This is a genomic window from Phormidesmis sp. 146-12 (assembly GCF_052939495.1).
The window spans coordinates 44568-66602 of sequence record NZ_JBJPHS010000019.1 but is presented as its reverse complement, the minus strand read 5'-3'; the positions used below and the strand labels follow the sequence as shown (position 1 = coordinate 66602).

Here is a 22035-nt window from a genome sequence, read left to right as displayed (position 1 = left end):
AGGAGCCACCCTCTGACGGCTTGCGATGGGTGCGGGTCGAGCAGTGGCTAGCCGCCAAATCGTTAGCAGAAAACACCAAGCGCTCCTACACGAAAGAATTGAAGCGATTTTGGCGATTGAACCAGTTGGAGCACAACCCCATTTGGAGCAGGATATAAACTTTTTCTTAATGATTTATCTGATAATGCAGCAACATGAACCCATTGTTATAGATTTGGCTGTGGGTAAGTTTTAGCGAAGTCTGTGTAACAACACCCGAAAACAGGGGAATGCCTGAGCCGAGTAGAATGGGATGCACCTTCAAAATCAACTCGTTAATTTCTGGAAAAAGTATTGTTGCTAGATTGCCACCACCACACAGCCAAATATTCTGACCTGGTTGCTGCTTCAATTTTTTGATGAATGCTATGGGGTCGGATGAGACAAGTTCGATCGCTGAGTCTGGGCTGTCTTTTAGGGTTTGAGAAATTACATACTGTTTCATCTGTGGATAAGGATTGCTAATTCCTTCTTTGAGTCCAATTTCATAAGTCCTGCGTCCCATCAACACGGTATCAAAGTACTGATTGTCAGCCGTGATGCCAAGTTTATCCCGAACGTGACCCGGAATTGTCTCAGGAAAGGTAGTCAGCAGATCGGCGACATGTTCTCCTTCCATCAGAAAAAAGTCATAGGAATCGTCTTTGCGGGCGATGAAGCGATCGACGGTACAAGCAATGTAATACTTCAGTTCACGCATTCTTAATGTCCTCCAGAAGGAAGGGTTCAAGATCTGAATTAGCTAAATATTCAGCCTTTGTCATACTACAAGATACTACAATACAGCATCCCTCTCAAACTGCTTCTAAAAAAACTTAACCTGTCGCTTTTGCCTCCCTCGTTTCTTGGTTAAGATCAGTCCTGTTAGCTGCCCTTCAAACACATCAACCGCAACAATCTGTTTGAGATAGGGATATCGATACCGTCGCTTGTGTAGGTCTGATCCCTTTAGCGAAGCCAACAGTTGGTATTCATTTGGAGCTAAGTAAAGGTTGGTAATGTGGGCGTGACGATTAGAGTCACTCATGGCTTGTTTTCGAGCAAACTTCTGCTGAATCAATTGTCCATCCGGCGTGGTAATCGTGCGTAGGCGCAGGTGAGTATCTAGAAAATAGACATCCTGTATCCGACGATAATCATGCTCTAAGCTCAGGTCGAGGGGTAAACTTTTAATCAAAAAGCGGCGTTCGCGCTCAATATAGCCATACTTCATAACCTCCCACTCCCTTTGAGATATAGCTATCCGCTATCTGACTCTGTAAGCTTTTGGTGTTATCCCAGTCGCTCGCCGAAACTGTTTACTCAGATGGCTGTGACTGTTAAATCCACACATCAAAGCAATGTCCAGAATCGATTGATTGCTCTGTTTTAACAACTGCTTTGCGCGTTCGATTCGTTGTTGAAGCAGGTATTGGTGAGGAGACGTTCCGATCGCTTGCTTAAATAAATGGCTGAAGTGAAATTGACTCATCTCTAGCAACGCCGCCAAATCTGCCAGCTTAATCGCTTGATCGAGATGATCATTGATGTAATCTAAGACTTTTAGAAGTTGCCGCTGAGGTAAGCCCCCGCTGTAAATCGGTAATGCAGGTTTGACCGCCGCATATTGTCTAAGGAGATGGACTGCCAGAACATTGGATAGCGAGTCGATGTAGAGCCTGCCGCCTAAATTGTCTTGTTGAAGTTCAGTGAGTAACATCATGCCGATCGCTTCAATCTGCGGATCGCGCGTCCGAAATTCGGGCAGCAACTCCAAGCGTTCGCAATCTCTCTCTAGGCTTTCTCTGGCAACGTTTTGAATAAATTGAGACGCAATCCGAATATGCAGGTAGTGGTCATCTCCCTCCCAACGCGCAAAAAACGGCATCTTGGCAGGCGTGATAGAAATGTCACCTTTTCCATACAGGCTCGTGTGGGTTTTGCCTCCTTTGATCTGTAGAAAGCGAACGGGACGAGTAGCAAGCGACAGACAAATCGTGTGTTCATCGCTGTAATAAGTTTTTCCTTCCCCCGGCGGATGTTGAAATTGTTCGACTAGAATGTTTTCCCAACCTTGATTTCGGCTAGATAAGAGGGGTGGGCAGCCACATTCGAGCTGAGGTGTCACAGGATTTTTCATGATGCAATCCTAATGCGTTTAGTTCTGATTGTATTCACTTTTTCAGGCTTTCCATCAAGCAGGCTGAAAACCATTTAGCGCAAAGCGCAAATCCGAAGGAACCGCAAGATTTTGATAGTGGCACAGGAATCAGATAGTCCCGCTCAAAATGATTGCCTAAGCTGAGAGAGTAATCCATCAGGAGAACCTATGGCACATCTATTGCATCTTGATTCGAGTCCTAGAGGAGAGCGCTCTCATTCGCGTAAACTCACGAGAGAATTTATCGAACAATGGAAACAAATTCATCCAACCGCTACCGTCACCTATCGAGATATCGGTCGTAATCCTATTCCTCATGTGGATGAACCCTGGATTGCTGCTGCTTTCACACCCCCTGAACAACACACACCTGAGTTGCAGAAAGCTATTTACTTCAGCGATCGGCTCGTAGATGAATTTTTAGCGGCTGACATCTATGTGATGGGCGTTCCCATGTACAACTTCAGTGTTCCCAGTGGATTCAAGGCTTACATTGATCAAATTGTCCGAGTTGGACGCACCGTTGCCTTTGAACCCGATGATCGTGCCAATGCTTTTAAGCCACTCGTGTTAGGTAAGAAAATGTTTATCATCGAAGCACGAGGTGATTCTGGCTTTCAGCCTGGTGGTCGCTACGAGAAGATGAATCATCATGACCCTTATCTTGTTACTGTTTTTGGGTTTATAGGCATCACTGATATCACCTTTATTTATGTTGAAGACGACGAATACGGCGGGCAAAAGTTGGCAGAGTCAATTGCATCTGCTCGTACTCAAATTGCTCAACTGGTTGGAGGATAGCGCAATGCAGTAACCTTTAATAGCGGCTGCGATCGCTTAATCAGATTGTTCAGCAAACGATTACTCAGTTTGAACTTACAGTAAGCCGTAGGAGAGTTTATGGAAATCCCTCACCCCTTGCTTTTTGGATTGAAGCTGTTCTCGGTGCTAGGTTGTGGACTAATCGCAGGAGTCTTCTTCGCCTTCTCAACCTTTGTCATGAATGCTCTGGCTCAACAGCCGACCGCATCCGGGATTGCCACTATGCAGTCGATCAATATCACGGTAATTAATCCCTGGTTCATGACCGTATTCCTGGGAACAGGCGCAACTTGTATTTTTCTAGCCATTTCCTCAATGTTGAAGTGGCAGCAGCCAGGGACAAGCTACTTGTTGCTCGGTAGTCTGTTCTATCTGGTTGGTACAATTGGAGTCACGATCGCCTGCAATGTTCCATTAAACGATGCCTTGGCAGTGGTCAAACCCGACAGCCCAGAAGGGACAACCCTATGGACTAAATACCTGGCTAACTGGACTTTCTGGAACCACCTTCGGACAATTGCAGCATTAGCGGCAGCGATATTGTTTACGGTTTGCGGGGTAAAGTGATTGCGTCAGACAAGCTGATATCGCTATCCCATTTGAGTTGTGAGAATTCTGTGGTTAGTCCTTAGTGATTAGTGGTTGGTCGTCAATTAATGGTTGAGAATGAATCACTAAGAACGGGCTATTTCAAGATTCTTACAACTAATTTAGGATTGCTATAGTAGTCCTAAATTAGTTGTAAGAATTCTCCAAGGAAGTTAAGCTATTGCACAGTTTAACTTCTGATGCAGCGAAGCGACCGATGGAAGAGCTAATTGCGATGATTCAAAGCAATCCAGACCCGCGTGAACTGAAGCGGGCACTGGCGGTGCAGATGGTCTTACAGGGGTACACCTATTTTGCGATTCAAGACGTGTTGCAGGTTTCAGTCGGTTTCATTAGCAAGTCGAAACAAGCCTTTGAAGCAGCGGGAGCAGATGGATTAGGGCGACGATTCAAACTTTTCAGCGAGGCGACCTTCTGGAGACACGGATGATCCAGAGTGCAAAACCACGCTATAACGTTCGTAAGAAGTAGGGAGGAATGACGATGCAAGCCCCTGAACAAGTCCGTGAACATCTCAGCCCTGAAGTCGCTCAAGCATTCTTAGACGGGTTGCCGGAAAAAATTAAACTTGGACTGATGACGTATGCAGCTCAAGTCAATTTTCCGATCGAAGCGGTGATCGAAATGGCGATCGCTGGATTTCTAGACGAAGATGCGGTGAATTTTCCAGGCTGCAACCCCGTCGGTTGACACCGTAGTTGAGTTTGACGACTTCTCTTTTTCCAAGACCGCTAGAGAGATGGCATCGATCGGGGATTTGATCAAAATCACTCGATTGACTTCGCCATTCGCTGATCGCAACTAAAACCATCCATTCTCACGAGACGAACCAGGAGCCAATCCATGAAAGGCGTGTTCTGTATAGCGTGTGCCGCGCAGACTTGCACCTGTGGCTTCATGACGTGACCAGGCTTGGTCGTTGTGTCGATCGCTATGCCGAAGAAAAACAGCATTGCGATGATCATCTGCGTAAATTAACCCTGTGTTGTGAAAGCGATCAACCCAAGTTGCAGGTAGCCCTCGTGTTTCAACAAGGTACTGTCGCACGGTTGCCCAATGGTCTTCGTTTCGGGGCGGCAATTCGAGTGGACGAGGCTCTTTTTGTACTGAAGAGGATTGAAACTGAACAGGAGCGGATAGCATTTGCCCTGAAAGCTACTGAACTGCCTCCTTGAACTCAATTTTGCGAACGTGCATGACGAGATCGATCGCACCTCCACCACCTTTATCAGCTAACCAATCCATGAATTTTCCGTCATTGATGCTAATTGTGTGACTTGCATCTTTCCACTTGTTCTTGTCGCGTCGGTCTTTCTGAAGTCCCAAACTGGCTGCTACGGCTTCTAAATCAAAATTTCTCACTTCATTGGCGAGGGCTGCAATGTTGATCGAATTTGCTTGGTTAGTTTCTGGGTGCGATTGAATTGGGGAAGCAGGAGGTATGGCTGGCTTGTTGGCAGCCTCAATTTCTGAATTGCGTTCTGTTGTATTGGATGCACTCAAGCAAGTGTTCTTGGGTAATCCGACTATCCCTCAACCTGAGTAGTTACGTTTGAAGTTCGAGAGATGCAAGGAGAACCAGACTAATCGATCGACTGCTTACTGTTCCGAACGGCGCACTTCTTCAATTTGACCGACTTCAAAAATGAGCGTGAAAGGCTGCCTCATTTCTCGACTAATAAATTCTTCTAAAAGCTGCACTTGTCGGGGAGTAACAGGTTCTCTTGCTCGTACACTCAATCGGACGATCGGCGGCTGTGAAAGCCAATCTACATCGGTTCTGAGTAGTTCGAGCCGTTGAAACGTGACAGTGCGATTTAGTAAAGCTTGCTGCAAGTTAGTCCGTAGTTGTGCTTGCTGAATCAAACGGGCAAAGCTTACTCCCAAAGGAATTAACAGAATTACGGTTAGAAGCGTTGCCCACGTTAATGCTTTTCGGGCATGGCGAAATCGGGTATAGCCTGCAATCAGAAACGTCAGCATACAAGATAATGTGATGCCAAGTAAGTTGGTCAGATAGAGCAGAGTTGCTCCAAGGCTGAGTGACCAGTCTGATGCTGCTAATCCTAAGCCAATGACACAAACTGGAGGCATTAGGGCAACCGCGATCGCAGTTCCCGCTAAACTGCCCGCAATCTTTGGTTCAACCTTGGCATAGCCACTAATGCCACCTGCTGCGACTGCAATTCCTAAATCCAGCAATGTCGGTTCTGATCGCGCTAAAATCTCGCTTCCATAGCTCGGTAAGGCAACAAGCACACCCAATAGCCAGGAAATTACAATGGCGAGTAGAGTTCCGATCGCGACTGAAATTGCACCTTGACGAAACAAAGAGAGATTTCCAATCAAGGCACCTAGCGCGAGTCCCCGAATTGGCAACATCAGCGGCGCAACGATCATCGCCCCAATAATCACAGCAGTGCTGTTGGAGAGCAGTCCAAACGTTGCGATCGCACAGGAACTGACGATCAGAATTAAGTAAACCTCATCAGACTTTGATTCCGCCATCAAATCTGCCACAAACTGCTGAACTTGCGGAGGATCACGCCGTTTACGACGAGACTGTCTAAAGCGATCGCGGATATTTTTCAGCACCATTGAATTTGCTACAAAGAGTCTGATGAAGATTAAAGGCGACCTTCCTAACATTTTTCATCTAGCATAGGTTAGATTCAAAGGAGGTACTTTTCGCAACTGCTCGGTGCCAAGCAGCGTCGCCCGCACTTGATCAACTACTGAATTGGAGTGGTCGCGCATTGGGTCAAGACTTCATCCATTCGCTTCCGGTAAAATGCTGGAAAAATCGAACCAGCGCCTGACGATATACCTGTGGATTAACCAGCAACATCAATGTCAATACGACAACAACGACGAATTCAAACGCCGCGTTAATGGAATTTGCCAGGAAATCAAATGCGTATCTTGATAAGTTTGCGACGATCGCTTGTAGTCGAGTAATCAACCAGTCGGAATCTGAAGGGTTAGGAATATGTTCAGCAACATTATTCTCAAACCAGTCGATGCTCTGCTCAAGGGCTAATTAAACGTAAGATGCCGCAAACCGCCCTCACCCAGAGGGACTTTGAATCTAGCTCCTTTCTCCTTGGGAAGAAGGGTTGGGAATGAGGGTCTTCTCTTTAATTCCACCCAGCTACTTAGTAGCAGGTCGGATTGTTTATCTGTTGAGCATTAGTCAACTAGGAGCGACTCTATTTGCGAAACTTCGAGGAAGAAAAGCACTGGCTTTCAGCGATACTCGCACCATTATTTTTGGCGTTGGGGGCACGATCGTCTTACAATTCGTCTTCAGCCAGTGGAGCATGATGAATGTGTTATTTGGAACCGCATCACTAAATCTCACGCAATGGCTGATCTGCCTTCTTCCAGCACTGCCGATGATTTCAGTGGCGCTTTTGGTGAATCGGATTGACCGATTTGATTAACAGTGAATTCCGGAAATGATGAGAGTATCGCTAGAGCTAACTTCGACATTCTGGATTCACAGGCTTCATTTCTTCAAAGTTGCCTCAGTTCAAGTTCAGTTGCTTTCGGGTCTAATGTGGCTAAAGCCTTCTGATACTGCTTTTCGACCTGGGTGCGATCGTACTCTTCAGACAGTCCTTCCTGACTTCCTCGCCAAACCATTTCCGCATGGTGACGTAAGACTATCCGTTGCTTCGGGCTTTTGGTATAGGTAGCGACTCGTGCGATCGTATCTAACAATTGAATCAACACTGTCGAATCGGATTGCCCATACTGACGAATCTGAGTAAAAGCACGATCTACTAGAAACTCGAACTGCACAGGCTCTACAATCACTCGTAAATTGCGATATTTATCATAACGGTAGGGCGAGGGAAAATCCCGTTGAACCAGTTGACTTAAGCCTGCTCCTAGACGATCGAGACAGCGAATCGCAGTGAACGGATCATTGATTCCTGGAGAAAGTGCCCGCGAAGCAATTTCTACCAACTGCTCAATTGGAAAAGCAATATCCTGCTTTTCTGTCCGTTCTTGACCCACGATAAAAGCTTTGTTGATCTGCTTCGCTAACTTAGAAGAAAGATGCTCTTGTGGGTAGATCAAAGCGAGCGGACTTCCTTTAATCAAATAACTACCAGGCTTTGCTTTTAGGCACAGTAATACATCTGATTGACACGCAATTTTCATTAATTTTTCATCGTCGATCAGTTGTAAATAGCCTTTGTGAGTCGATTTAACCAGAGTCGATCGCTGTTCAAACTGTGCTGGGATTTCTCCAGCGTGATGCTGTGAGTCTTCTAAGCTATATCCAATCTGTTGAGGAAACAATCGATCGATGGTCTGTTCTAGTTCATCACTTACCGTTGAAATTACGGAAGAAGCTTGAATGATGGTGGAAGCGTGATGAATAAAATAGATTAAAACAAGGGTACTAAAAATCGCTAATCCCATCCCAACGGTGATAGAAAGCTGCGGTAAAAACTGATCAAAGTCTTCTCCTCGGATATTTCGCAACACCAGCAGGCAATAAAGAAACGTGCCAATGAACGTTCCTAAAACAAATTGATTGCCAACATCATGCATAAAATTACGCAGCAACCGAGGGCCAAAGTTGGATGAAGCAAGCTGAAGCGCCACGATCGTAATTGAGAACGCTGTTCCTGCAACGGTTGCCATTGCTCCTGCAACAGTCGAAAGCATCGATCGCGCGCCAGCAGGACTGCCTGTGTACAACCACCAAAATCCTGGAGCCTTGCCGATCCAATCAATATAAAGCAGAATCAATGCCAGCACTGCCATGAGGACTGCAATTAACGTGGGTAGGAACCAGTAGCTAGATTGCAGCGAATCCCACAGTTTCGTTAGCTTCGTATTTTTCATGAATCTTTTGGAGGTTGATGCCCATTGGATGACTGCTGTGCAAGATGTTGCAATACACGACTAATGTTTCGAGGTTTGGGGGCTTGCTGATTTCGACCCACTAGCCAGCCTTCTCGTTGTCGAGTACGATCTCCATCCGTTTCTTCAGTTTGGTCATGAAAGAGGATTTGCTGAGTTGGATAAGGCAAATCGATCCCATTTTCAATGTATAGCTTCTGTTTGATGGCGATGAGTACCTGATCACGAGAGGTTAAGTCATCAATCCGACGAGGGGGCGAAATCCACCAGCGAACCCGAATATTGACCGCACTCTCACCAAACCCAACGACCAAAACATCAGGCGCAGGTTCTTTAAGAACTTCATTCACACTTGCGATCGCTTCTAGCATCAGTTGTTTTGCCAGATGGATATCGTCTCCGTATCCAATACCAATATCGTATTCCATCCGCCGATGCTGCAATGCAGTGTTAACGGTGACGGAATTCGTAAAGAGTTCAGAGTTAGGAATCACAATGCGGCGATTGTCATAGGTTCTAATCGTTGTTGCACGAGTTTCAATCCGTTCAACGGTTCCTTCAAAATTCTTAAAAACAATCTGATCATCAATTTGGAATGGCTCTGTCAATAAGATTAAAATTCCAGATAGAAAATTTTGTAGAATATCGCGAAATGCAAACCCGATCGCAACCCCACTAATTCCAAGAAGCTGAACAAGATCACCTGCTCTTAGCGACGGAATGACGATCGACAATGCAACAAACAATCCGACAAGAACAATAGACCCTTGCGCCAGTCGTCCTAAAACCAATCCTAGATTTCTAGCGCGGCGGCGATTTTCAGTCGCACGTCGAACAATGCGCTTGATGCTTCTACCAACGAAAAAGAAAATGGCAAAGACAACGATCGCCAGGACAATATTAGGCAGCAAAGCTAGAAAGCCGCTCACCATCTCTTGCAGCTTGCTCCAGATCGCAGATAATTCGATCATGATTGCTTGTTCAGCCCTCTCTAACTTCGCCCCGATAATAGAGTAGCAAGCTGAACTTTCCATCTATCTTTAGTTCTTCGTTAAGGCTAAGGTGCTTCTAAAACGGTTACATTGACTAGTGGAGTTACATTAAATCCTTGGTTTAGTAAGCGAGTTTGAATCGTTTGAGTTAAGCGATCGCGGATTTGCTCAGAAGAAGCAGGATTGTTTGTGTCACGCTGCACATAGACTTCAGCCACCAGCGGAGCAATCAGCATTGCAGCAACCAGTAGATAGCTCGTATTCGTGTAGAGTCCAATCCACACGACAATCCCGGCAACTGCGGCATACGCCAGAAAACTTCGCCACGATCCCACGCTTTGCAGCCCAGATAAGAAGATCTCGATCGGGCTGCGAGATTGAACATTGGTGACTTGCTGCGGAGCTTCAGATGCGGGAGGGCGCAATGCAATCACGCCCGTTGGCAACAAAGTAATATGGGCTTCTGGTAACTCTTCTAGCTGGGCAAGGAGATCTTCGACCTGTCGATTAGAGACGTGAAGGATGATTAGCTCGATCGCTCGTTCCATGCTTTGAGCTTCCGTCTTTGAAACATTGACTGCCTCACAAGACTTTGCGATTTGCAGGACTGCCTCCCCTTGCCCTTGTGGTACTTGAACCATTAGTTGGCGCATGTCACTCCTGATCTACATCTTCAGAATCCTTTCAACTCGTTTTTGAAGTAGGTAATCTAAGATTATTGTTGCGAATCGGTTTGATCACGCAATGCATTAACCACTTGATGAGTGCGAGATAAGCTTTGAATCTCGGTTCGCAGTGCAGCAATTTCTGTGTGTAAAGCTTGGATTGATTTTGTCCCAGCAATCTCAGCTTGCTCATCTTCGGCATCTCGACCGATAAAGAAGGTAGCAAGCGTAGCTGTCACATACCCAAAGATGGCAAAACCATACACTGCCAATACAAAGCACAAAATACGGCCCTCCGGCGACTGAGGAAAATAGTCTGACCCGATCGAGGTCATCAGCATCGCAGTCCACCATACAGCAGTCCCATAGCTATCTAAGCCGTTCGGGATATCTCGCTCAAAGGCATACATGCCCGCAGCCCCTATCAAAGTGACGATCGTCGTTGAAGCCACAACATAGCCAAATCCGCGCCGTCGAAAACTAGCACTCAGCGATCGCATTCCTCTCGTGGTACGAGTCATTACACCTAATAATCGCATTCCTCGCACTGCCCGCACAGATCGTAGCGCCTTCACTACCCGTACAACTCGCAAGGTGCGGAGCGCAGGTAAAACCAACGAGTAGACCGTTAACCAGTTTCGCTGAAGATAAACACGCTTATAGGGGGCTAGAGCAAACTCTAATAAAAAATTAAAAATAAACAGAATCCAAATCGTAATGCTAATAACATCGAAAAATGGATTGAGTCCCCAAATAAGTTCAACAACAAATAAAGCGAGCCACACGAAGCTTAACGCTAGCATTGGCAGATCAAGCCAAGCTTCTAGCTGTTGGAGCATTTCGCTTCGGGCTTGCGATAGAGATTGTTCTGCTGGCGGTTGTGAGGGGTTCATAATACTCTATTGGCGGTGCAACCAATTCAACAACTCTCTGTAGAGTGATCCCATCGGGGTGAAACTTGACGCGACTAATCTTCATAGCGCGCCACTTGAGCATGATTGAGCGCAGCAACCAGCGAAACTCCACCAATAATATTACCTAGCAGTGTTGGCATCAAGAAATGCCCAAAATACTGTGCCCAAGTCGCTGTGCCAGTCATGACCAAGTAAAGGACTTCAACCGATCCAGCAATGCTGTGTGGAAACTCAGCTAATCCGACTAAAGATGTAATGAGGATAATCACCCAGAACTGAGAAGCTTCTGCCGATGGCAGTAGCCAAACCATTAACGCAATTAACCATCCAGCAAAAACTCCCTGGCATAACATTTCTAGTGTTTCACCTTTGAGAGCTTCTAACCCAATTTCAGTAAAGGTATGTTGTACCTCGGTTGAAAACATATCGATGTTTCCAATCACGATCGCAAATAGCGCCGCACCCGTTAGATTGCTCAACAACACAATCGACCACAGTCGCAAAACCTGCAAAAATGCCGCTCGACTCGGTTGAGAAAGAAGCGGCAAGATTGCTGTCAAGGTGTTTTCCGTAAACAGTTGCTGGCGACCCATCACCACGATCACAAAGCCAACGCTATAACCGAAACTCGCCACGATCGTACTCCAAGACTGATCCGGCAAATTTGCCCGCAGCAAGCCTTGAGCCACCAGTGAAAAGCCCATCGATAATCCAGCCGCTAATGCAGACCACGCCAGTGCTGAGACTGGGCGACGCAGTTGATACTCTCCTTCAAGGCGAATGGTTTCATGAATCATCAACGCGCTTGGACGCAGACGTTCAACGATCCCTTGGCGCTCCCGTAGACTCAATCCGATTTCTTGCTGAAATCGCTCCTCCGCAGGTGAATTGCTAACAGTCATAATTAGCGTTGTCCTGCAATATACTGAGCGGCAGATGGATTAGAAATGGGTTCAACTCGACCCTGGCTCACTAAGGCTTGATGAATTAAAGCTGCCATTTCCCCACGAGTCGCGGGCTGATTTGGATTTAGAACTCTAACATTCGGATGATTGACTATGATTCCGGCTCGTGTTGCAGCAGCAACCTCATTGACTGCGGACTGCGGAATCTGGTCTGCATCCTGATAGTACTCATTCACTAGAGCAGAAGGTGATTGAGGTTTAGGTTGATTCGTTGCAGTTGGGGTCGCAGCTTTGATCTGAGTTGCGGCTGCCGCAGCAGGGCGAATAAACGGTGCTAGAAGCATCGTTGACGCGATCGGGAGCATGAATCCTCCTCGTCTAGCAGGTTGCGAGCGAGTTGCTTGATTCGGGGCAGTGGGAGCCGCAGATTGTTGAGGGATCTGTGCTGCCTTTTGCAATTCTAAATTTCTTGCCAGTGCAGTAATAGCTTCTACTCTAGTAACAGGCTGAGTCGGACGAAAAGTACCGTTTGGATAGCTAGAGAGAAATCCAGTTTCATACGCCTCTTTAATTGCAGACGATGCCCAATACCCTTGAGGCACATCGTTGAAATCGCTGCCACTGGAAATACTTCGTTCCTTGTTCTGATCAAACGCACTGCGAACGATCGCGGCAAATTCATCTCGCTCAACAGGACGATTTGGACGATAAGTACCGTCTGGATATCCTGTAATAATGTTACGTTCAGCTAACTGGGCAATGAAGGGTTGCGCCCAGTGGTCTGAAGTATCTGGAAAGTTTGCGTTCTGAGCCGTAGCCGAATTCGACAGCAAAGCGGCGAAGGGTACGATTGTAGCTGTTAAGACTCCGATCGTAATCGCTCCGATCTTTGCTTGGTTAGTTAACTTCAGTTTTAACATGGTATGGCTTTCACGTTTCGTTGCTTGAAGACTAGCTTCTCTTAGTAAAGCATTCCTCCATCAGTAGGATGAAGTCAATACCCTAAAAACGGATACGGTAGAGGCTTGCACTTATTCGCACAAACCCCTACGCCGATTACCCAGAAAGTCTGCTTTTAATGTTCAACGATCAGTTGTCCTTGTGTATCAACATCCAGTTGTTCACGACGAATCGGTTCTTCTGCGGTCACGGTGTCTTGTTCAACTTCTTTTCGCACTCGCACTTCTTCCTGTACAAAGCCTTCTTTGCGAATGTCAGGCGTTTCTTCGTACACATTCATGTGAGCGACTTCTCCTTCTCGGAACGCCGCATCGCTAGGGTCGATCGTGGTTGGTTGAGTTGGAGTGGTTCGAGCAGTTGTGGTTTCGACGTGCTTGCCGATCGAGACTTCTCCCGTTTTCTGACGCTTTTTGCTGGCAATCAGGCGTTCTTCGTAGAGCTTCAGTCCTTGGTGATTGCTCAAATCATATAGGTCTGCATCGTCTTCGTAGCGGTAGGTATCTGAACTACGAGGCGATCACGTTTTGGAGGTTTTTTGCTTGCTTTGATCTTTCGCGAGTCCAGGTGTCAGACCAATCAGGCGATAAACGTTTCGCACCTGTTCTTCGTAGTTGTAGCCGATCTTGTCCAACTCATCGTAGTTTGGCAATTCTTCAACTTGTTCTTTGGTCATGCCACTGACGTAGATGCGGTTGTCACTGTTGTCAACATTAGCGCGGCCCACGGGAAGTAAAACTTTTTTGCCAAACACCCAGAAGCCAGTATCAACAACAAAATAGCGGATACGCCCATCTTGAGCATCAACTAAAATGTCATGAACTGAGCCAACTTTGTCGTTTCCATCTGCGTAAACGCTAAAGTTCTTTAGGTCATCGATATCGAAACCATCGCTCGTGGATGTGCTGCGATAGTCTGGATAAAATTCTTTGAATTTCATCAGTGCCATTAGATTGTCCTCTATGTTTAGATGTGTTGCGTTAGGGAAATAGTGAATTGCACTATCTTTAGTGTTGAAAGCGAATGTGACTCGAAAGTGACAAGCTCAGAAAATGATGTTCGTAGTTGAAAAGTAATCAAATTGAGATGAGCCGGATTGCTCATTAGTTCTTTCGCTGCTATCAGTCCCGCGATACTCCAAGTTTGGTGCAATCGTGCTTTTTTACCAATCAAATGACCCGATCGACCATAGCGCTTGGATGACTGGATGACTGGATGACTGGATGACTGGATGACTGGATGACTGGATGACTAGCCAGGTGATGCTGACTACAATTCGTCCAACTCAGGAATTGTAGGACTTCTCTTAATATGCTTTTAGGCATTATTTAAGCGTTTTAGAAAACTGTCTCAGTTCAAGCAGGGTAACTACTCAGGTTGAGGGATAGTCGGATTGCCCAGGAACACTTGCTTAAGTGCATCCAACACATTTAATCCTTGCTTCTTGAGCGTGGAAATATAGCCGCGAATGCGACCAAACATTTGCGCTCCTTCGACTGAGCGAAACCCACCAGATATCTTCTGTTTCAACTTCATCATCCGAAAGTCCACCAGAAGAAATCGACCAAAAAGCCTAACTAGCATACCATTTATAGCGTGATTAGCGCAGAGCGCAACTCCAAAGGAAGCGTAGCGAGAGAAGAATTACAGCAATCTCCAGCCTTGACTCCTGAAGCTGCGATCGTAATCGAGCAACTCTGGAACCACTTCGAGCAAACCGGAACTTAGGAACTTGAGGGTGAACAGGATTACAATTTTCGGGTTGAGAACGGTTGGCTTCTGGTTGTTCCAAAGGAGCCTTCGGAGGAAGTTGTTGCGATCTAGTCGAGATGGGCAAGTCCAGTCTAGCTTTGAGCCAGAGCGGTATGGACATTTCATGGAACGATGTGCGATCGCCGCTGACAATAGTAAAGTTTCCGCTTGTGAGAAAATTAACGCCCAGCAACGAGAGTTAGGTTAGTCACTACGGATTGACTTTTTATGTTATTGATTGGCTGTAACTCTGAAGTCGGGTGCTGTCGCTCATTCTTCTTGCAGGTGATCAAAGGGGGAGAAGTAGCTTGGCAATAAACGATCTTATTTAATTCACGATCCTAAGCACCGAATTCTCACCACTCAAACAGGATTTCTATAGTAATCATGGAGAAAATGATTAGTCATAAAAAGTAGTGTCTGTGACTGACTGCTTTTAGTAATTTCTGGTAATATACGATCATAAATGCACGATGCTTATCGGCTAGTGTCGCTGACTACCTTCGGCTCGATCTACCCATCCCGAAACAACCTTTTCTCAATTTTCACCGCTCCAAAACGTTGAGTTAGCCCAATTTATTGAGCTTGATTTGGCATCCTAACTTAAGGAGATGATAATGCTCAATCGTTCTCACGGACTTCTACCTCTGATTGCCTTCGGCATTTTAGCACTGGTTGCAGCAACGATCGTTCATGCGAGTTCTAAACCTGTTGCCTCACAGTGGACTAATGAATCCGCGACTAATGTTACATCCCAAGTTAATCCACAAGCTAATCCACCTCAAACTATGAACCCAAACAACAGTTCTTCCGGCTCCTCCAACACTGGCACCACGACCTCCTCGTGGAACAATCCCTGGGGAAGTGGTCAGGTCATCACCAATCCAGACGGTAGCACAACCACCACCTGGAACAATCCCTGGGGAAGTGGCCAGGTTACAACCCACCCAGACGGCACCACAACTACTATCTGGAACAATCCCTGGAGCCGAGGTCAAACTGTTAGCCCCCGCTGACCAAAATTTGAAGTCGTCCAAAACACCATAGAGTAAAGATTCCTGATTGATTGACTGAATTTTAATCTACTAGCGTCAGCTAAAAGGAATTTCTACTTCTGTAGGTTGGGCAGCAGATTGACCAAAGAGAACCTGAATGCTTTTTGGGGCACTGATTTGATAGATGATCCCTTGCCATTTGAGTGTTTTCGTCAGCAAAGCCGCTATAAATACTCCAGTCTGAACGAACTGAGCAAAAGGAATGGCAATTGAACATCGAGCGATCGCGCCCATAGAAATACCAGTTCGTTCTCCCTTTGCCCGCACAACTCCCCGCTGCAACAAGCTAACCAACACCGCAATCATCACCGTGTAGAATGCTAACCCAGACCCCACCCAAATCAAGGCTGACCACTGACCTGTTAGCGCCGCGATCGCAAGTAGAATTATAGCTCGTCCAATCACCAGAGTATTAATCACACTGGCAATCAAAGTGCCCCACCAAGCTGAATGATAGAGCCGAACCATCACCATCTGACGAGTTGCCCAACACCAAAAGCTAGAGAACTTACAGGCTTGAGACTGAATCATCATCACCGAGGGCACAAATTGAATGCGTTGCTTTCGTTGTCGTAAAACACGATGCAAAGGCACCACATCAGAAAGCGCATGTTTCCAGATTTCTAGTAGGTTAGTTTGATCAATTAAATCAGTTTTGAAAGCGATCGACCCACTCCAGGGAATCTGATTAAAGTACATCATCACCACATTAGACGCATTCCATAAGTAGCGGAACGCATTCCCCATTTGACCTTCAGGGCTATACCAACTGTTTCCGGTCGTTGCTCCAATGCGATCGTTCTCTAAAGGAGCCACCAGTTCTCGGAGCCAGGTAGAATGTGGAATCGTATCAGCCTCAATCAGTGCCACAACTTCACAATCAGAATCGAGAGATGCGATCGCCTGAAGCAGTTGGCTACACTTGAGACTACAAGTTTCTAACCGCTCGTTGAGAACCTGTACTTGAGCGATCGTAGATTGGCTGATAATTGGCGTAATCACTTCCCAAACCGGATCAGTAGAACTTTCTACTACGATCAGCACCGTATAGTTGGGATAATCTTGGTAAAGCAAGCCTTCTAGACAGTCAGATAAGCTGCGATCAACTCCCCGCAAACAAAGAACTACCGTTACTTTAGAAGCAGATAACTCTCCTAACCGAGCAGGCTTCAAGCGTTGGACGAATAGAACAGTGAACAGAATTTGAATTAGAGTTAGAATTACTAAACTAAAAAAGACGCTAATGGCAAGTTCGGTCATAGCTGCTCACTAATGGATGCTTTGAAACGGTTTGGAAGGACAGGCTGACAGGCTTCAGATAAATAGGTCAGGGTGCTGTCAGCTAGTTGCTCAACAGTTTCTTGACTCAGTGACGGTTGGGCAAACATGAAGTTTAAGTTTATTTTGCCTGCATAGGTAGACACACTGGCGGAAAGCGATCCTGCGTAGAAGATATTGGAAACCGTGAAGTGAATATTTTCTAGCTCAAATGAACCATATTGTCTAGGAACTGTAATCTGACCCAAATTTGTCAAGAAGACAGTCGAATTAACTTCGTCAGGGTGCGATAGATAGTACTCGGTAAAGAATTTGGATGTTAGTGGAAAGCGAAAAATATGTCCCCATTTAATATTAGATTGTATGTTGCGCTTAACCTGTTGGGCGAGGTTCCAGAGAGATGTTTTAGCAGCGATCGTATGGTAAGTAATCACCGAGGTCACAAACAATCCGAGTTGGCGGTCGTCAGCGCAGTTTTTGAGTCGTCTTCTCAAGTCGATCGCAGACTGACAATTGACACAAATCGGGCGGTTGCGATCGGGCGTGATCTTTTCAGCCGCCGCTAACATCATCGCCGCCGCCAAAGCACTGTGAACCGTCGTTTTCTTCTGCTGACAGTGGTCGATAATCTTTTGAGTCAGGGCGTGATCTATCTGACGACAAATCAACCCAGTTGTGCGATCGCTCAGGGAAGTAGACTCCTCTAAGGGAATATGTTCTGGACGATGTTTGAGACGCTGAACTATCAACCCCAAGCCAAAAAGAATTGCATTCAATCTGCCCAACCAACCCCTTGTCCAGGCTGGTAGAAATGACTCCAGAGCAGGCAGTAGAGGCGCTCTAACGACTTCGATCGGCTTGCCTTCTGTGACTTTCTGGCAATAAATTAAAAGCTCTGAATGCAGACGAACACAGGATAAGCCATCTGAAATTGCGTGATGAGTGGTTGTGATCAAATGGCAGGAGTCAGCTTGTTGGGCAGATTCCACCAAAACGGCTCTCAACAATCCTTTTTGCGACTCGATCGGTTCGTTGATCTCTTCGCAGGCGATCGCTTGCCACTGCTGTTTGTGTGCACCAGTAACTACTCGTAACGGTAGCATTGAATCACCGTGATCGAAGCTTAGATTATCCAGGGAACCAACAATTCGAGAATTAAGTCGGGGGTGTTGTTGTTGAAGGTGAGCGATCGCTTGTCTCACCAGACTAGGACTAAGTGAACCCTTGATTTGGCTAATAGTAATTACATTTAGACTGCCAGAGCCTTGACGGTTTAGCATTTCCATCATTTGCTCATTGGCAGCAAGAAGCCTGGACTCAGTTCCTTCAGAGTTGCGCTTTGCGCTAAACGCGCTTCGAGTGTCAAGTGGCAGCATGGTGAACTGTTGAAATATGGTTGTTATCTCAGCTACGGAACCATTGCTTGAGTCGGTGGAAAGGCAGTAAGAGCTTTAGTGCAAGAAACCTGGAGCGTCCCAGCGTCTCAGCATTCAGAAAGTTATTCTGAACGAAGTAGAAAAGGTAAGTAGTCATCAGCTTACGATCGAAGGGAGGGCAAACAATCGAGCTTCCTGCCAAAGCTTTGAGCGTTGCTTGACAATCGAGAATCGGTGTTCTAGACCGCTGATACATCTCTGGAATGGTGAGTTGTTCGTCAGTCCACGGTTCCAAGAAAAACGGTTTCAGGGTTGATAGAGCGTTGTCTTGCGATCGCGTGGCTTCAACTAATCGTGCTTGCCACTGATCATAGGGAAGATACTCAAACAGACCTTTAGAACGACTCTGTTGCTGTACTTCAGTCACATGGACTGGGTTGGGGTTAGTTAGATGAAAGTTTTGTCCTAGAGATGTTGGCTGTTGGGAGAGGTAAGCGATCGCTTGAGCCGTGTAGTCTACTGGAGACATGCTAATCAAGCTATCTAATATCGGCCAGCATTTCATCTGAACACAGCCTTTGATCATTAGACAGGTGAAGTCCTTCAGATTCCAGGCTCCCGTCTTGCTGTGTCCAGAAATTAATGGCAAACGATAAATACAAACAGGCAAACCGCGCGATCGAGCAGACTGAACTAGCTTCTCAGCAACCCATTTTGTTTTGGTGTAGCCCAGGGCAATTCCTTCACTGTGGTCAACTGAATCTGCCTCAGCTACGATTTTACCAGCGTAAGCCGGAGACTCAAACACTGCATAAGTAGAGGCATAGTGGAGCCGTTTAACTTTGGTCTGACAAGCCAGGCGAAGGACTTCCTGCGTTCCCAAAACATTCATCGGCTTTACCACCGAGTAGGGGAAGACAAAATTGAGAGAAGCGGCATTGTGATAGATTACATCAATGTCAGCCGACAGCGTTCCCCATAGTTCAGCAGGAATGCCCATTTGTGGCTGTTCTAAATCACCCAAAACAGGAATGATTCGAGAACTAAAGCGATCGTGCCAGATACCATACTCTTTGAGATTTTGTTGAATGCGCTGTTTACCTGCTTCCAGACTGTTTGCCCGGACTAGACAGTAGAATGTAGCATGAGTTTGATTCAGCAGTTCAACCAGCAGAAACGCTCCTAAAAAACCAGTTCCTCCGGTGAAGAAAATCGATCGCGGGTGGATTGTAGTTTCAACAGGCTTACCTTGAGGAGAAATTGCTGAGTCAAGAATTGCTTCAGTTTCCAAATCCACGGCTGTCGGACTAGCAATGCGACGAGTTGTTCCCGTTTTTTCTTGAAGTCGCTGTACCAGCCGTTGTCGTTGTTCTGGAGAAAGATTTTCGATACGAGTTGAGAGGTTGGTCATGGGTAGTGTGGTACTAGAACTTTGCTACTAGGTTTGCTGCTCAATTTCTGCCAGGGCTTGAGCCAGAGTTTCGTCGTCGATCGCAGCTAATAGATCAGCATCAGAGGCAGCTTCTTCAGCAAGACGTTCTGAGAGGGCAGCGATCGTGGGGTAATGCCACAACAAAGTAGGCGAAAGTTGAAATCCCAGAAACTTTTCGGCACGGCCCGCAACGGCTAATGCTTGAGCCGAGTCTAAACTATAGTTCTCAAAGGTTTCTCGAACATCAATTTCACCCGGATCAACCGCCAACTGCTCGGCAATCTGCGCTACAAACCAGGACTGAATATTGTCTGTGGTCTTGGGGAGTTGAGCGATTGTGTCAGCACTGGACTGGTTCATTTGCACTTCTCCAAATTCAACAAAAGTGATCGTGACGATAGCTATTCTATTTGAGCTGTGAGAATTCGGTGATTAGTAGTTAGTAATCAGTCGTAACGCTAAGAACAAATGACTAAGAACCCGTTCTTTAACGTTTCTCACAAATGATTCAAGGTGGCTAGGGAGGCTGATCTTTCTAATAGTCCCCAGTTAAGCAGAGCAATCCAACTTTTTCATCCCTCATCCCTCCTCGGTCGATATCGACTATAAACAGCCGGAAAATGTAGTCCCTGAACCTTTAGACCTTGTAGACGATGTAAGAAAGCGGCTCCAGTCATGATTTGAAAGGCAACATCGACGACTCGGCGATCGCTCGGATTCTCTAAATAAGATCCTTTTACCCAGTCGTTGAAGGCTCCCATTGCTGGCCCACACCAGATTTGGTAGTCGAGTTCTCTTCCTTTTTCACCAGAGTTTGACCAGCGAGACGATAAGCCTAGATACCAGCGAAAAATTAGTGCCATCTTACGTTTTGGGTTGTCCTCGGCGCGCGTGATCTGGTCGGGATCTCGTTGGCTAAAAAACTCCACAGTACCTGCCCAGACTTCATCCAAACTACGGCGAAAGATTTGCTTTTCTAGTTGTTGTCGATCGGCGATCGGAATCTCATCAATGCTCTGATAGCGGTTGTAAATCTCGTAGAGCTTTTGTGCTCGGACTGGAAAGAGGGTGCCTTTTTTTAACACTTGTAGTTTGACACCCATCTCAAACATATCGGCTGCGGGAGCCATCATCACATCCGGCATTTCAGCCTGAGCTAACAGTTGTTTGGTGTGGGGAGAAGCCGCCGCTTCAATGCAAGACTGATTCACTGATCCAGTTACGACATAAGCAGCCCCCATCGTAAAAGCCGCGAGTGCTGATTCTGGAGTGCCAATTCCGCCCGCCGCGCCGATTCTGACGACTTGTTCGTAGCCACACTGTGCTTGAATTTCGTCTCTTAGATTAAGAATGGCGGGGAGTAGGCAAACCAGCGATCGATTGTCAGTGTGTCCACCCGAATCGGCTTCTACAGTGATGTCGTCTGCCATTGGCACTTGTTCGGCCAGCGTTGCTTGCAGTTCAGTAATTAAGCCTTGTTCGACCAGTGGCTTTAGTAGGTGAAGAGGAGCAGGTTGTAGAAACTTGGCGGCAACTTCTCGACGAGACACTTTGGCAATTACTTTGTTTTTGATCTGAATCTGATTGGCAGAATTTAGGGTTAGTCCAGCAGCCCGGTAGTAGACAATATTGGGAGTCAAATCGAGAAAGGCAGAGGCTTCTATTGTTCTGACTCGATACTTGAGAAACAGATCAACGGCTCCGCGTTCTAAGGCTGGCTCACTGGGACTGTGGATGAGATTGAAGGCATAGGGCCCGATCGGTAGCGCAAGCTGAATTCGATTAATCGCTGCCTCAATTCGAGAACGAGGAACACCACCTGCGCCAAAAGATGCCAAAATTCGCTGTCTGCCTAAAGCAATCACTAATTCTTCAGAAGCAATCCCTCCCGCCATTGCGCCTGTTGTGTAGGCAAACCGAACCCCATGAAAGCTGAGAAAGCTCGGATCGCCTAACTGTTGAAGGGTCATAGCGGGGGAAGTGAGGAGGCGATCGACCTGTGCTGTGTTGCCGTTGCCGTAAGCAAGATGTCCAGTTTGGGTAACGCCTATTTGCCCATTGATGCAGACGATGTGATAGGGGTGTTCGAGGTCTAGTAGTTTTGATTGAATGTCGATCGGGTCGAAGGTAATGTCATCAAACGCTACTTGCCAGGGTTGTGCCTGTTGGGTGAGCGCTTTGGAACTGTGGATGCCGTTGGGGGTGAGGGTGAGCATGG

The 22035-nt window shown here is 46.5% G+C and carries 29 protein-coding genes and 1 pseudogene; 8 read left to right on the top strand and 22 right to left on the bottom strand.

Annotation, left to right across the window (positions count from 1 at the left end):
• Positions 1–166: 166 nt before the first annotated feature.
• From ACKFKF_RS11125 to ACKFKF_RS11115, 3 genes are all read right to left on the bottom strand, one after another.
• Entirely contained in the window at positions 167–739 is a 573-nt protein-coding gene (locus ACKFKF_RS11125) for a dihydrofolate reductase family protein (RefSeq protein WP_446867773.1), read from the bottom strand.
• A gap of 105 nt (positions 740–844) precedes the next feature.
• The gene (locus tag ACKFKF_RS11120) at positions 845–1252 is read right to left on the bottom strand and encodes a hypothetical protein (RefSeq protein WP_446867772.1); all 408 of its coding nucleotides are present in this window, start codon (positions 1250–1252) and stop codon (positions 845–847) included.
• A gap of 33 nt (positions 1253–1285) precedes the next feature.
• Positions 1286–2158, bottom strand: coding sequence for an AraC family transcriptional regulator (locus ACKFKF_RS11115; RefSeq protein WP_446867771.1), 873 nt, complete (start codon positions 2156–2158; stop codon positions 1286–1288).
• A gap of 189 nt (positions 2159–2347) precedes the next feature.
• Here ACKFKF_RS11115 and ACKFKF_RS11110 point away from each other — a divergent pair, with 189 nt between their 5' ends.
• The 4 genes from ACKFKF_RS11110 to ACKFKF_RS11095 all read left to right on the top strand — a co-directional run bounded on the left by ACKFKF_RS11110 (position 2348) and on the right by ACKFKF_RS11095 (position 4300).
• Positions 2348–2980, top strand: a complete 633-nt coding sequence (locus tag ACKFKF_RS11110; protein WP_446867770.1) for an FMN-dependent NADH-azoreductase — start codon at positions 2348–2350, stop codon at positions 2978–2980.
• 99 nt (positions 2981–3079) lie between these two features.
• Positions 3080–3568: an anthrone oxygenase family protein gene (locus tag ACKFKF_RS11105; RefSeq protein ID WP_446858874.1), complete on the top strand. Its 489-nt coding sequence runs from the start codon at positions 3080–3082 to the stop codon at positions 3566–3568.
• 238 nt (positions 3569–3806) lie between these two features.
• The gene (locus tag ACKFKF_RS11100) at positions 3807–4040 is read left to right on the top strand and encodes a helix-turn-helix domain-containing protein (protein ID WP_446858875.1); all 234 of its coding nucleotides are present in this window, start codon (positions 3807–3809) and stop codon (positions 4038–4040) included.
• Between the two features lie 53 nt (positions 4041–4093).
• The gene (locus ACKFKF_RS11095) at positions 4094–4300 is read left to right on the top strand and encodes a hypothetical protein (protein ID WP_446867769.1); all 207 of its coding nucleotides are present in this window, start codon (positions 4094–4096) and stop codon (positions 4298–4300) included.
• A gap of 111 nt (positions 4301–4411) precedes the next feature.
• Here the strand turns inward: ACKFKF_RS11095 and ACKFKF_RS11090 are convergent, their stop codons facing one another.
• From ACKFKF_RS11090 to ACKFKF_RS11075, 4 genes are all read right to left on the bottom strand, one after another.
• Entirely contained in the window at positions 4412–4753 is a 342-nt protein-coding gene (locus ACKFKF_RS11090; RefSeq protein WP_446867768.1) for a DUF3991 domain-containing protein, read from the bottom strand.
• Positions 4754–4765: 12 nt separating this feature from the next.
• On the bottom strand, positions 4766–5113 hold the full coding sequence (locus ACKFKF_RS11085; protein WP_446867767.1) for a hypothetical protein: 348 nt from the start codon (positions 5111–5113) through the stop codon (positions 4766–4768).
• 96 nt (positions 5114–5209) lie between these two features.
• The gene (locus ACKFKF_RS11080; protein ID WP_446858878.1) at positions 5210–6208 is read right to left on the bottom strand and encodes a DUF389 domain-containing protein; all 999 of its coding nucleotides are present in this window, start codon (positions 6206–6208) and stop codon (positions 5210–5212) included.
• A 163-nt stretch (positions 6209–6371) separates the two neighbouring features.
• Positions 6372–6572 (bottom strand): hypothetical protein, encoded by a 201-nt coding sequence (locus tag ACKFKF_RS11075; RefSeq protein WP_446867766.1) that lies wholly within the window; start codon positions 6570–6572, stop codon positions 6372–6374.
• A gap of 160 nt (positions 6573–6732) precedes the next feature.
• Here ACKFKF_RS11075 and ACKFKF_RS11070 point away from each other — a divergent pair, with 160 nt between their 5' ends.
• The gene (locus ACKFKF_RS11070) at positions 6733–7053 is read left to right on the top strand and encodes a cation transporting ATPase C-terminal domain-containing protein (protein WP_446867765.1); all 321 of its coding nucleotides are present in this window, start codon (positions 6733–6735) and stop codon (positions 7051–7053) included.
• Positions 7054–7126: 73 nt separating this feature from the next.
• Here ACKFKF_RS11070 and ACKFKF_RS11065 read toward each other — a convergent pair whose 3' ends face one another.
• From ACKFKF_RS11065 to ACKFKF_RS11020, 10 genes and pseudogenes are all read right to left on the bottom strand, one after another.
• The gene (locus ACKFKF_RS11065; protein WP_446867764.1) at positions 7127–8473 is read right to left on the bottom strand and encodes a DUF2254 domain-containing protein; all 1347 of its coding nucleotides are present in this window, start codon (positions 8471–8473) and stop codon (positions 7127–7129) included.
• Positions 8470–9462 (bottom strand): mechanosensitive ion channel family protein, encoded by a 993-nt coding sequence (locus ACKFKF_RS11060; protein WP_446867763.1) that lies wholly within the window; start codon positions 9460–9462, stop codon positions 8470–8472. Before ACKFKF_RS11060 ends, ACKFKF_RS11065 begins: the two co-directional genes overlap by 4 nt.
• Positions 9463–9548: 86 nt before the next feature.
• Positions 9549–10124, bottom strand: a complete 576-nt coding sequence (locus ACKFKF_RS11055; protein ID WP_446867762.1) for a hypothetical protein — start codon at positions 10122–10124, stop codon at positions 9549–9551.
• A 74-nt stretch (positions 10125–10198) separates the two neighbouring features.
• A complete protein-coding gene (locus ACKFKF_RS11050; protein ID WP_446867761.1) occupies positions 10199–11041 on the bottom strand; it encodes an ion channel in 843 nt (280 codons plus the stop codon).
• Between the two features lie 74 nt (positions 11042–11115).
• Complete coding sequence (locus ACKFKF_RS11045) at positions 11116–11964, bottom strand: formate/nitrite transporter family protein (RefSeq protein ID WP_446867760.1); 849 nt, start codon at positions 11962–11964, stop codon at positions 11116–11118.
• Positions 11965–11966: 2 nt separating this feature from the next.
• Entirely contained in the window at positions 11967–12887 is a 921-nt protein-coding gene (locus ACKFKF_RS11040) for an S-layer homology domain-containing protein (RefSeq protein WP_446867759.1), read from the bottom strand.
• Between the two features lie 155 nt (positions 12888–13042).
• Positions 13043–13390 (bottom strand): YsnF/AvaK domain-containing protein, encoded by a 348-nt coding sequence (locus tag ACKFKF_RS11035; protein WP_446867758.1) that lies wholly within the window; start codon positions 13388–13390, stop codon positions 13043–13045.
• A 54-nt stretch (positions 13391–13444) separates the two neighbouring features.
• Complete coding sequence (locus ACKFKF_RS11030) at positions 13445–13873, bottom strand: PRC-barrel domain-containing protein (protein ID WP_446867757.1); 429 nt, start codon at positions 13871–13873, stop codon at positions 13445–13447.
• A gap of 17 nt (positions 13874–13890) precedes the next feature.
• A complete protein-coding gene (locus ACKFKF_RS11025) occupies positions 13891–14133 on the bottom strand; it encodes a glycoside hydrolase 100 family protein (RefSeq protein ID WP_446867792.1) in 243 nt (80 codons plus the stop codon).
• Between the two features lie 159 nt (positions 14134–14292).
• Positions 14293–14472: pseudogene (locus ACKFKF_RS11020) on the bottom strand (hypothetical protein); the annotation flags it as partial.
• 48 nt (positions 14473–14520) lie between these two features.
• Here ACKFKF_RS11020 and ACKFKF_RS11015 point away from each other — a divergent pair.
• The 3 genes from ACKFKF_RS11015 (at position 14521) to ACKFKF_RS11005 (ending at position 15692) form a co-directional block, all read left to right on the top strand.
• Complete coding sequence (locus ACKFKF_RS11015) at positions 14521–14652, top strand: hypothetical protein (protein WP_446867756.1); 132 nt, start codon at positions 14521–14523, stop codon at positions 14650–14652.
• An 85-nt stretch (positions 14653–14737) separates the two neighbouring features.
• Positions 14738–14884 (top strand): hypothetical protein, encoded by a 147-nt coding sequence (locus ACKFKF_RS11010; protein ID WP_446867755.1) that lies wholly within the window; start codon positions 14738–14740, stop codon positions 14882–14884.
• A gap of 409 nt (positions 14885–15293) precedes the next feature.
• Positions 15294–15692, top strand: a complete 399-nt coding sequence (locus ACKFKF_RS11005; protein ID WP_446867754.1) for a hypothetical protein — start codon at positions 15294–15296, stop codon at positions 15690–15692.
• A 75-nt stretch (positions 15693–15767) separates the two neighbouring features.
• Here ACKFKF_RS11005 and ACKFKF_RS11000 read toward each other — a convergent pair whose 3' ends face one another.
• The 5 genes from ACKFKF_RS11000 to ACKFKF_RS10980 form a co-directional block, all read right to left on the bottom strand.
• On the bottom strand, positions 15768–16991 hold the full coding sequence (locus tag ACKFKF_RS11000) for a glycosyltransferase (protein WP_446867753.1): 1224 nt from the start codon (positions 16989–16991) through the stop codon (positions 15768–15770).
• Positions 16988–18385, bottom strand: a complete 1398-nt coding sequence (locus ACKFKF_RS10995; RefSeq protein ID WP_446867752.1) for a phthiocerol/phthiodiolone dimycocerosyl transferase family protein — start codon at positions 18383–18385, stop codon at positions 16988–16990. Before ACKFKF_RS10995 ends, ACKFKF_RS11000 begins: the two co-directional genes overlap by 4 nt.
• Positions 18386–18413: 28 nt before the next feature.
• Positions 18414–19796 (bottom strand): thioester reductase domain-containing protein, encoded by a 1383-nt coding sequence (locus ACKFKF_RS10990; protein ID WP_446867751.1) that lies wholly within the window; start codon positions 19794–19796, stop codon positions 18414–18416.
• 27 nt (positions 19797–19823) lie between these two features.
• A complete protein-coding gene (locus ACKFKF_RS10985) occupies positions 19824–20177 on the bottom strand; it encodes a phosphopantetheine-binding protein (protein ID WP_446858899.1) in 354 nt (117 codons plus the stop codon).
• 212 nt (positions 20178–20389) lie between these two features.
• A complete protein-coding gene (locus ACKFKF_RS10980; protein ID WP_446867750.1) occupies positions 20390–22033 on the bottom strand; it encodes a PfaD family polyunsaturated fatty acid/polyketide biosynthesis protein in 1644 nt (547 codons plus the stop codon).
• Positions 22034–22035: the final 2 nt, after the last annotated feature.

Coding starts and splice junctions, on each gene's coding strand:
- ACKFKF_RS11110 (WP_446867770.1), top strand. CDS start 2,348: ATGGCACATCTATTGCATCTTGATTCGAGTCCTAGAGGAGAGCGCTCT.
- ACKFKF_RS10980 (WP_446867750.1), bottom strand. CDS start 22,033: ATGCTCACCCTCACCCCCAACGGCATCCACAGTTCCAAAGCGCTCACC.
- ACKFKF_RS11005 (WP_446867754.1), top strand. CDS start 15,294: ATGCTCAATCGTTCTCACGGACTTCTACCTCTGATTGCCTTCGGCATT.
- ACKFKF_RS11125 (WP_446867773.1), bottom strand. CDS start 739: ATGCGTGAACTGAAGTATTACATTGCTTGTACCGTCGATCGCTTCATC.
- ACKFKF_RS11065 (WP_446867764.1), bottom strand. CDS start 8,473: ATGAAAAATACGAAGCTAACGAAACTGTGGGATTCGCTGCAATCTAGC.
- ACKFKF_RS11095 (WP_446867769.1), top strand. CDS start 4,094: ATGCAAGCCCCTGAACAAGTCCGTGAACATCTCAGCCCTGAAGTCGCT.
- ACKFKF_RS10995 (WP_446867752.1), bottom strand. CDS start 18,385: ATGCTGCCACTTGACACTCGAAGCGCGTTTAGCGCAAAGCGCAACTCT.
- ACKFKF_RS11060 (WP_446867763.1), bottom strand. CDS start 9,462: ATGATCGAATTATCTGCGATCTGGAGCAAGCTGCAAGAGATGGTGAGC.
- ACKFKF_RS10990 (WP_446867751.1), bottom strand. CDS start 19,796: ATGACCAACCTCTCAACTCGTATCGAAAATCTTTCTCCAGAACAACGA.
- ACKFKF_RS11080 (WP_446858878.1), bottom strand. CDS start 6,208: ATGGTGCTGAAAAATATCCGCGATCGCTTTAGACAGTCTCGTCGTAAA.
- ACKFKF_RS11115 (WP_446867771.1), bottom strand. CDS start 2,158: ATGAAAAATCCTGTGACACCTCAGCTCGAATGTGGCTGCCCACCCCTC.
- ACKFKF_RS11040 (WP_446867759.1), bottom strand. CDS start 12,887: ATGTTAAAACTGAAGTTAACTAACCAAGCAAAGATCGGAGCGATTACG.
- ACKFKF_RS11055 (WP_446867762.1), bottom strand. CDS start 10,124: ATGGTTCAAGTACCACAAGGGCAAGGGGAGGCAGTCCTGCAAATCGCA.
- ACKFKF_RS11105 (WP_446858874.1), top strand. CDS start 3,080: ATGGAAATCCCTCACCCCTTGCTTTTTGGATTGAAGCTGTTCTCGGTG.
- ACKFKF_RS11100 (WP_446858875.1), top strand. CDS start 3,807: ATGGAAGAGCTAATTGCGATGATTCAAAGCAATCCAGACCCGCGTGAA.
- ACKFKF_RS11000 (WP_446867753.1), bottom strand. CDS start 16,991: ATGACCGAACTTGCCATTAGCGTCTTTTTTAGTTTAGTAATTCTAACT.
- ACKFKF_RS11030 (WP_446867757.1), bottom strand. CDS start 13,873: ATGGCACTGATGAAATTCAAAGAATTTTATCCAGACTATCGCAGCACA.
- ACKFKF_RS11120 (WP_446867772.1), bottom strand. CDS start 1,252: ATGAAGTATGGCTATATTGAGCGCGAACGCCGCTTTTTGATTAAAAGT.
- ACKFKF_RS10985 (WP_446858899.1), bottom strand. CDS start 20,177: ATGAACCAGTCCAGTGCTGACACAATCGCTCAACTCCCCAAGACCACA.
- ACKFKF_RS11050 (WP_446867761.1), bottom strand. CDS start 11,041: ATGAACCCCTCACAACCGCCAGCAGAACAATCTCTATCGCAAGCCCGA.
- ACKFKF_RS11090 (WP_446867768.1), bottom strand. CDS start 4,753: ATGCTATCCGCTCCTGTTCAGTTTCAATCCTCTTCAGTACAAAAAGAG.
- ACKFKF_RS11045 (WP_446867760.1), bottom strand. CDS start 11,964: ATGACTGTTAGCAATTCACCTGCGGAGGAGCGATTTCAGCAAGAAATC.
- ACKFKF_RS11070 (WP_446867765.1), top strand. CDS start 6,733: ATGAGGGTCTTCTCTTTAATTCCACCCAGCTACTTAGTAGCAGGTCGG.